The organism is Mesorhizobium sp. BR115XR7A, from assembly GCF_020165315.1.
GTDB classification, from domain to species: Bacteria; Pseudomonadota; Alphaproteobacteria; order Rhizobiales; family Rhizobiaceae; genus Mesorhizobium; species Mesorhizobium australicum.
The window spans coordinates 366,935-374,483 of sequence record NZ_JAIUHW010000007.1; the positions used below are offsets into that span (position 1 = coordinate 366,935).

Annotated in this window: 6 protein-coding genes; 3 read left to right on the forward strand and 3 right to left on the reverse strand. The window is 63.0% G+C overall.

Annotated elements, in window-relative coordinates; genetic code table 11:
- The first annotated feature begins 4 nt into the window (after positions 1–4).
- Positions 5–1,759, forward strand: a complete 1,755-nt coding sequence (locus LB557_RS17780; RefSeq protein WP_224641654.1) for an ABC transporter ATP-binding protein — start codon at positions 5–7, stop codon at positions 1,757–1,759.
- A 76-nt stretch (positions 1,760–1,835) separates the two neighbouring features.
- Here LB557_RS17780 and ilvD read toward each other — a convergent pair whose 3' ends face one another.
- Positions 1,836–3,680 (reverse strand): dihydroxy-acid dehydratase, encoded by a 1,845-nt coding sequence (ilvD, locus tag LB557_RS17785; protein ID WP_140723177.1) that lies wholly within the window; start codon positions 3,678–3,680, stop codon positions 1,836–1,838.
- A 267-nt stretch (positions 3,681–3,947) separates the two neighbouring features.
- Here ilvD and LB557_RS17790 point away from each other — a divergent pair, with 267 nt between their 5' ends.
- A complete protein-coding gene (locus tag LB557_RS17790; RefSeq protein WP_015314150.1) occupies positions 3,948–4,418 on the forward strand; it encodes a VOC family protein in 471 nt (156 codons plus the stop codon).
- A gap of 95 nt (positions 4,419–4,513) precedes the next feature.
- Here LB557_RS17790 and LB557_RS17795 read toward each other — a convergent pair whose 3' ends face one another.
- Complete coding sequence (locus LB557_RS17795) at positions 4,514–6,106, reverse strand: peptide chain release factor 3 (protein ID WP_224641652.1); 1,593 nt, start codon at positions 6,104–6,106, stop codon at positions 4,514–4,516.
- A gap of 141 nt (positions 6,107–6,247) precedes the next feature.
- Here LB557_RS17795 and LB557_RS17800 point away from each other — a divergent pair, with 141 nt between their 5' ends.
- A complete protein-coding gene (locus tag LB557_RS17800) occupies positions 6,248–7,321 on the forward strand; it encodes an NAD(P)/FAD-dependent oxidoreductase (protein WP_224641651.1) in 1,074 nt (357 codons plus the stop codon).
- Here LB557_RS17800 and LB557_RS17805 read toward each other — a convergent pair.
- The coding region (locus tag LB557_RS17805) for a hypothetical protein (protein WP_224713081.1) at positions 7,315–7,549 on the reverse strand (235 nt) is incomplete at its 5' end. The genes LB557_RS17800 and LB557_RS17805 overlap by 7 nt on opposite strands.

The following is a 7,549-nucleotide window of genomic DNA, read 5'->3' on the forward strand; positions in this document are numbered from 1 at the left end:
GCCGTTGTTTCGCTTCTTCCGCTCGACGGAGAACCAGCGCCTCGTCGCAAGGCTGCTCCGGGAATCGTTCCGGCAACACAGGGCCGGCTACGCCGCCGCCATCCTGTCGATGCTCGTGGTGGCCGGCATGACGGCCGCCAGTGCCTGGATCCTGCGTGAAATCACCAATGAATTCGTCATCGATAAACGGGTCGACCGCGTCAATATGATCGCCGTGGCGGTCGCGGGGATCTTCATCGTCAAGGGCATCGCCAATTTCGTCCAGGCCTACTTCATGAGCCGCGTCGGCAACGCCATCATCGCCGAACGGCAGCGCAAGATCTATGACCGCATCCTGGCGCAAGGCATCGAATTCTACCATTCGACCTCGTCGTCCGACCTGATCACCCGCATGACCAACAATGCCCAGGCGGCGCGCAACGTGCTCGACCTCATCGTCACTTCCTACGTGCGCGATCTGGTGACGCTGGCTGCCCTGATTGGGGTCATGGTCTGGCAGCAGCCGGCGCTGTCGCTGATCTGCTTCGTCGTCGGTCCGTTGGCCATCTATGGCGTCAACCGCATCCTGAAGCGCGTGCGCAAGTTCGCCGCCATGGAGTTCCGGTCGGTCGGCCAGATCGTGCAGGTGATGCAGGAAACCGCGATCGGCGTGCGCGTGGTCAAATCCTTCAACCTCGAAGGCCTGATGCGCAAACGCATGTACAGGGCGGTGGCGGACGTCGAGGATCGGGCCAACAACATCGCCGCGCTGGAAGCGGTGACCAATCCGGTGATGGAAACGCTGGCCGGCCTGGCGATCGCCGGCGCCGTCATGGTCAGCGGCTTGCTGGTCCTGCAGGGCGGCCAGATGCCTGGCAACATCATGGCCTTCATCGCAGCGCTGCTGCTTGCCTATGAGCCGGCAAAGCGCCTCGCGCGGGTGCGCATATCGCTGGAAAGCGGCATTGTCGGCGTGCGCATGATGTTCGAGCTCGCCGACCAGCCGCTGACATTAGCCGAGAAGCCGGATGCGAAGCCGCTTCGGGCCGGACCGGGCGAGATCCGGTTCGATGCCGTCAGCTTCGCCTATCAGAACGGTCCGCCGGTGTTGGACCGGTTCGACCTGACCCTGGCGCCCGGCAAGATGACGGCGCTGGTCGGCCCCTCCGGCGGCGGCAAGTCGACGATCCTGAACCTCATCATGCGCATGTATGACCCGAAGAGCGGCAGGGTGCTGCTTGACGGCCAGGATATTTCCCATGCCACGCTCGCCTCGCTCAGGGAAAAGATCGCCTATGTCAGCCAGGATACGTTCCTGTTTGCCGGCACGATCATGCACAACATCCGGCTTGGGCGCGAGGATGCGACCGACGACGAGGTGATCGCCGCGGCCAGGGCTGCCAACGCCCATGACTTCATCGTCGCGCAGGCGAAAGGCTACGAGACGGATGTCGGTGAGAATGGCGGCCTTTTGTCGGGCGGCCAGCGCCAGCGCATCTCGATCGCGCGCGCCATGCTGCGCAATGCCGAAATCCTGCTGCTGGACGAGGCAACCAGTGCGCTCGACGCCGAGTCGGAAGCGCTGTTCCGCGACGCGCTGCAACAGCTGACGGAAGGGCGCACCACAATCGTCATCGCACACCGCCTCTCGACCGTGCACCAGGCCGACACGATCGTGGTGCTGGAAGCCGGCAAGGTGGTGGAAAGCGGGCCGCACAAGGTGCTGCTCGGGCAAGGCGGACTTTACCAGAAGCTGTATGAATATCAGCTGATGCCTTAATGTGGAGCGGCGCAAGTCGAGGACAGGTAGTCCTGCGGAGTTTGTGCCGCAGCGCCTGCCTGACGAGATTCGAACTTTACTCCGGCACGTGCCTTACCGCCCCCTTATCGGCGCTGGTGGCGAAGGCGGCGTAGGCGCGCAGCGCCGTCGTCACCTTGCGCTTGCGCTTTTCCTGCGGCTTCCAGGCGTCCGCGCCCCTGGCCTCCATCGCCGCCCGGCGCGCATCGAGTTCCGCGTCATCGACGGCAAGGCGAATGGTGCGGTTCGGGATATCGATCTCGATCGTATCGCCCTCCTGCACCAGTCCGATCAGCCCGCCTTCCGCCGCTTCCGGCGAAGCATGGCCGATGGACAGGCCCGAGGTGCCGCCGGAGAAGCGCCCATCGGTGACCAGCGCGCAGGCCTTGCCGAGGCCTTTCGACTTCAGATAACTGGTGGGATAGAGCATCTCCTGCATGCCGGGGCCGCCGCGCGGACCCTCATAGCGGATGACGACGACGTCACCAGCCTTGATCTCATTGGCAAGGATCGCCTTGACCGAAGCGTCCTGGCTTTCGAAGACACGAGCCGGTCCGGTGAATTTCAGGATCGACTCGTCGACGCCGGCTGTCTTCACGATACAGCCATCGAGCGCCAGATTGCCTTTCAGGACGGCAAGGCCGCCGTCTTTCGAGAAAGGCGTATTGGCCGAGCGGATGACGCCTGTCTCGCGGTTCATGTCGAGCTCGTCCCAGCGGCGGTCCTGGCTGAAGGCGACCTGCGTCGGCACGCCGCCGGGCGCGGCGAGGAAGAAGTCGCGCACATTCTGGCTCGAGGTGCGCGAAATATCCCAATGGTCGAGCGCTTCGCCGAGGCTCGCCGTATGCACGGTCGGCAGGTCGCGGTTGAGCAACCCGGCATTGTCGAGCTGGCCAAGGATCGCCATGATGCCGCCAGCGCGGTGGACGTCTTCCATGTGGACGTCGGACTTGGCCGGCGCCACCTTGCATAGCACCGGCACCCGCCGCGACAGCCGGTCGATGTCTTCCATGGTGAAATCGACCTCGCCCTCGTGCGCGGCGGCCAGAATGTGCAGCACGGTGTTGGTGGAGCCGCCCATGGCGATATCGAGCGTCATGGCATTCTCGAAGGCGCCCTTCGAGGCAATGCTGCGCGGCAATGCACTCTCGTCATCCTGCTCGTAGTAGCGCTGGGCGAGATCGACGATGAGATGGCCGGCCTCGACGAACAGGCGCTTGCGGTCGGCATGCGTGGCCAGCGTCGAACCGTTGCCGGGCAGCGACAGGCCCAGCGCCTCGGTCAGGCAGTTCATGGAATTGGCGGTGAACATGCCCGAACAGGAACCGCAGGTCGGGCAGGCCGAGCGCTCGATGACCTTGACGTCCTCGTCGGAGATCTTGTCGTCGGCGGCCGCAACCATGGCATCGACGAGGTCGAGCGCCTGCGTCTTGCCGGCCAGCACAACCTTGCCGGCTTCCATCGGGCCGCCGGAGACGAAGACGGTCGGGATGTTGAGGCGCAATGAGGCCATCAGCATGCCGGGCGTGATCTTGTCGCAATTGGAAATGCAGACCATGGCGTCGGCACAGTGCGCATTGACCATGTATTCAACGGAATCGGCGATCAGCTCGCGCGACGGCAGCGAATAGAGCATGCCGTCATGGCCCATGGCGATGCCGTCGTCGACGGCGATGGTGTTGAATTCCTTGGCGACACCGCCGGCCTTCTCGATCTCGCGCGCGACGAGCTGGCCTAGGTCCTTCAGATGGACATGGCCCGGCACGAACTGGGTGAAGGAGTTGACCACCGCAATGATCGGCTTGCCGAAATCGCTGTCCTTCATGCCAGTAGCGCGCCACAGGCCGCGGGCGCCGGCCATGTTGCGGCCATGGGTGGTGGTGCGGGAGCGATAGGCGGGCATGAATTTTCCTTGGCTGTCTGGCTGCGCTCGATGCGGAGCGTGGCGGCGCTGAATTTTGATCGCAGGGTTTATAGACCGCCAAGTATGGTCTGGCCACATTTTTGCAATGCGCCAGGTTCTCCTGAAAAAACGAGCGTCTCAGAAAAATTCGATGTCTATGTCGGGTCGGGCGTATCAAGGCCGTCCTTGGGCAGACGGCAAGAAATGGCACCATTCTCGGAGTCAGCCGTTTCATTGTAACAGCAGGAAGCAACCTAGGAGCACGACATGCAAAAGATCACCACCTGCCTGTGGTTCGACGGCCGGGCAGAAGAGGCGATGAATTTCTACGTCTCCATCTTCAAGAATTCGAAGGTTACGAGCGTTCTGCGTTGGCCCGAGGGTCACGCCGATGCGGGCAAAGTGCTGATGACCACGTTCGAGCTCGACGGCGTGCCGTTCCAGGCGCTCAATGGCGGACCGCAATTCAAGTTTAACGAGGCGATGTCACAGTCGATCGACTGCAAGACGCAGGAAGAGGTCGATTACTTCTGGGAGAAGCTTATCGAAGGTGGCGGCGAACCTTCGCAATGCAGCTGGCTGAAGGACAAATTCGGTGTGTCTTGGCAGGTCGTGCCGGAGCAGCTGCCGCGCCTGCTTCTGGATCCGGACAGGGCCAAGGCCGGCCGGGTGATGTCGGCAATGATGCAGATGAGCAAGATCGATATCGCTGAGATCGAAGCGGCGGCCAAGGGGTGATCATAAGAGTAGAGTAGTGAGTAGTTGCTAGTGAGTAGTGCGATGGGAGAACGAGGCGTACCTACTCACTACTCACTACTCACTACTCACTAGAATCACGCCGCCTTGTCTCGCACCTGATAATCCTTGATCGTGGCGAAGCGGATCGCCTTCCAGCGTTCGGCTTCGTAGTTCAGCGAGAAGGCATGCTGGGCGAGGAAGACCGGGTCGTTGTCGAGGTCGCGGGCGATGTCGCCGCGATGCGCCTCGATGAAGCGAAGCACCTCGCCCTTGTCGTCGGCCGATATCCAGCGGCAGATGGAAAAGCGCGACATCTCGAATTCGACCGGCAGCGTATATTCGAAGTTCAGCCGCTCTTTGAGCACATCGAGCTGGAGGGCGCCGACGACACCGACGATGGCCGGCGAGCCGTCTTCCGGCGAGAACAGCTGGACGACGCCCTCCTCTGCCATCTGGTGCAGCGCTTCCTTGAGCTTTTTCGCCTTCATCGCGTCGCCGAGACGGACGCGACGCAGGATTTCCGGGGCGAAGTTGGGCACGCCGCGAAACAGGATTTCCTCGCCTTCGGTCAACGTGTCGCCGATGCGCAGCGTGCCGTGGTTGGGAATGCCGACGACATCGCCGGCAAACGCCTCGTCGGCGGTGACGCGGGTGCGGGCAAAGAAGAATTGCGGCGCCGAGAGTGACATCGGCTTGCCGGTGCGCACCAGCTTGGCCTTCATGCCGCGCTCGAGCTTGCCCGAGCAGACGCGCACGAAGGCGATGCGGTCGCGGTGATTGGGATCCATGTTGGCCTGGATCTTGAAGACGAAGGAAGTCATTTTCTCCTCCGTCGCCTCGATAGTGCGGGTATCGGCCTCCTGCGCGCGGGGCGGCGGGCCAAAGGCGCCAAGCGCCTCGATCAGATCGCGCACGCCATAATTGCGCAGCGCCGAGCCGAAATAGACCGGCGTCAGATGGCCCTCGCGAAAGGCCTCGATGTCGAGCGGACGGCAGGCTTCTCGCGCGAGCTCGAGTTCCTCGATGAAGGCCTCGCGCTCGTTTTCCGGCAGAAGGCCGGCAACGCGGTTGGAATCGGGACCGTTGACGGGGGTGCGTTCCTTCTCGTCATCGCCCTTGCGCACGGCGTTCAGCGCCAGGTGATAGGTACCGGAGAAGGTCTTGCCACGGCCGATCGGCCAGGTGATGGGCGCGATGTCCAGCGCCAGCTTCTGCTCGATTTCGTCCAAAATCTCGAACGGATCGCGGCTTTCACGGTCCATCTTGTTGACGAAGGTGATGATGGGGATGTCGCGCAGCCGGCAGACCTCGAACAATTTCAGCGTGCGCGGCTCGATGCCCTTGGCGGCGTCGATGACCATGACGGCCGAGTCGACCGCCGACAGCGTGCGATAGGTATCGTCGGCGAAATCCTCGTGGCCCGGCGTGTCGAGCAGGTTGAAGACGTTGTCCTCATATTCGAAGGTCATCACCGAGGTGACGACCGAAATGCCGCGCTCGCGCTCGATCTTCATCCAGTCAGACCGGGTCTGGATACGGTCCTTCTTGGCCTTCACCTCGCCGGCAAGCTGGATGGCGCCGCCGAACAAAAGCAGCTTTTCGGTCAGCGTCGTCTTGCCGGCGTCGGGGTGGGCGATGATCGCGAAAGTGCGGCGGCGCGATACCGCCTGTTCGATGTCTTCAGCCAATTTTTCGGATCCTGTCTGTGGCGCGGGCTTCTAGCAGCGCTTTCCCGGCCTGTCGACGGTTTTAGCCTGACCGGCCCTGTCCGCACTTGAGCTCCGGCAGCGGCAATGGCATCAGGGATGCCAGTCCGACGGAGATCAAGCATGAGCGAAACCAAGCAAATTATCGTCATCGGCGCCGGCATCATCGGTGCCTCCATCGCATGGCATCTGACCAAGGCCGGGGCGCGGGTGACGGTGATTGCCGACAGCAAAATCGGTGGTGTCGCAACGCCGAACTCGTTTGCCTGGATCAATGCAAGCTGGGGTAACCCGGAGCCGTATTTCCGGCTGCGCACCCGCGCCATGGCTGAGTGGGCTCGCCTAGCGCGGGACCTGCCCGGCCTGCCGCTCAATTGGTGCGGCGGCCTGTGCTGGGATCTGCCGCCGGCCGACATGGAGAACTATGCAGCGGAGCATTCTGAGTGGGGCTACGGAATCGAGCGCGTCGACCGCGGCGAGGTGGCGCTCATCGAGCCCAATCTCACCGAGCTTCCCGATTTCGCCCTGCATGTCGCAGAAGAGGGTGTCGCCGAGCCTGTCGCGGCCACCAAGGCACTGCTGGCCGATGCCGAACGGCGCGGCGCGCGAATCCTCTTCAGCACGGTGACGACGCTTGTCCAAAGCGTCGGCAAGATTACCGGCGTGGACACATCGCATGGACTGTTTGCCGCCGACGAGGTGGTGATCGCGGCCGGCGTGGGTTCGCCAGACATTGCCGCGACCGCCGGCATCAACCTGCCGATCGAGACACCGCCCGGGTTGATCGTCCACTCGCGGCCTTACAAGAAACTGCTCAACGGGCTGGTGCTGGCCGAGCGCCTGCACATGCGTCAGACGGCCGAGCGTCGGATCATCGCCGGCTCGGATTTCGGTGGCGCCGATCCCGGCATGGACGCCGAAGCCACGGCGCGTGAATTGTTCGCAGCCATGAAAGCCATGCTGCGCGACAGCGACGGGCTGGAGCTGGATTTCCACACCGTTGGGTACCGGCCGACACCGATCGACGGCTTTCCGATCATCGGCCGCGCCAAAGGCAAGGAGGGTGTCTATATCGCGGTCATGCATTCCGGCATCACTCTGGCGCCAGCCATCGGCCTGTTCGCCACGCGCGAAATTCTTGATGGCAAGCGCGACACGCTGCTGGCGCCCTATGGATTGGATCGCTTCGCTCAATAGCCGGGCGGACGGCGAAAGCCGCTGGTCAAGGGCATCATCGCCCTGGCGATGCCGAGCAGCCGCGGCTCCGACCAGCGTTTGCCGACCAATTGCAAGCCGATCATCACGCTGCACGCCATGATTGAGGTCGTCACTCTACGGCGCCCCTCTTTGTCCTGCCGGACATCTCCCCCACAAGGGGGGAGATCGGATGCCTCAATGGCTTTCGCCAATCCCCAGCGTTGCAGG

What these genes read in the sequence shown, in the direction of transcription:
- LB557_RS17790 (WP_015314150.1), top strand. Translation starts at nt 3,948, where the DNA reads ATGCAAAAGATCACCACCTGCCTGTGGTTCGACGGCCGGGCAGAAGAG.
- LB557_RS17800 (WP_224641651.1), top strand. Translation starts at nt 6,248, where the DNA reads ATGAGCGAAACCAAGCAAATTATCGTCATCGGCGCCGGCATCATCGGT.
- ilvD (WP_140723177.1), bottom strand. Translation starts at nt 3,680, where the DNA reads ATGCCCGCCTATCGCTCCCGCACCACCACCCATGGCCGCAACATGGCC.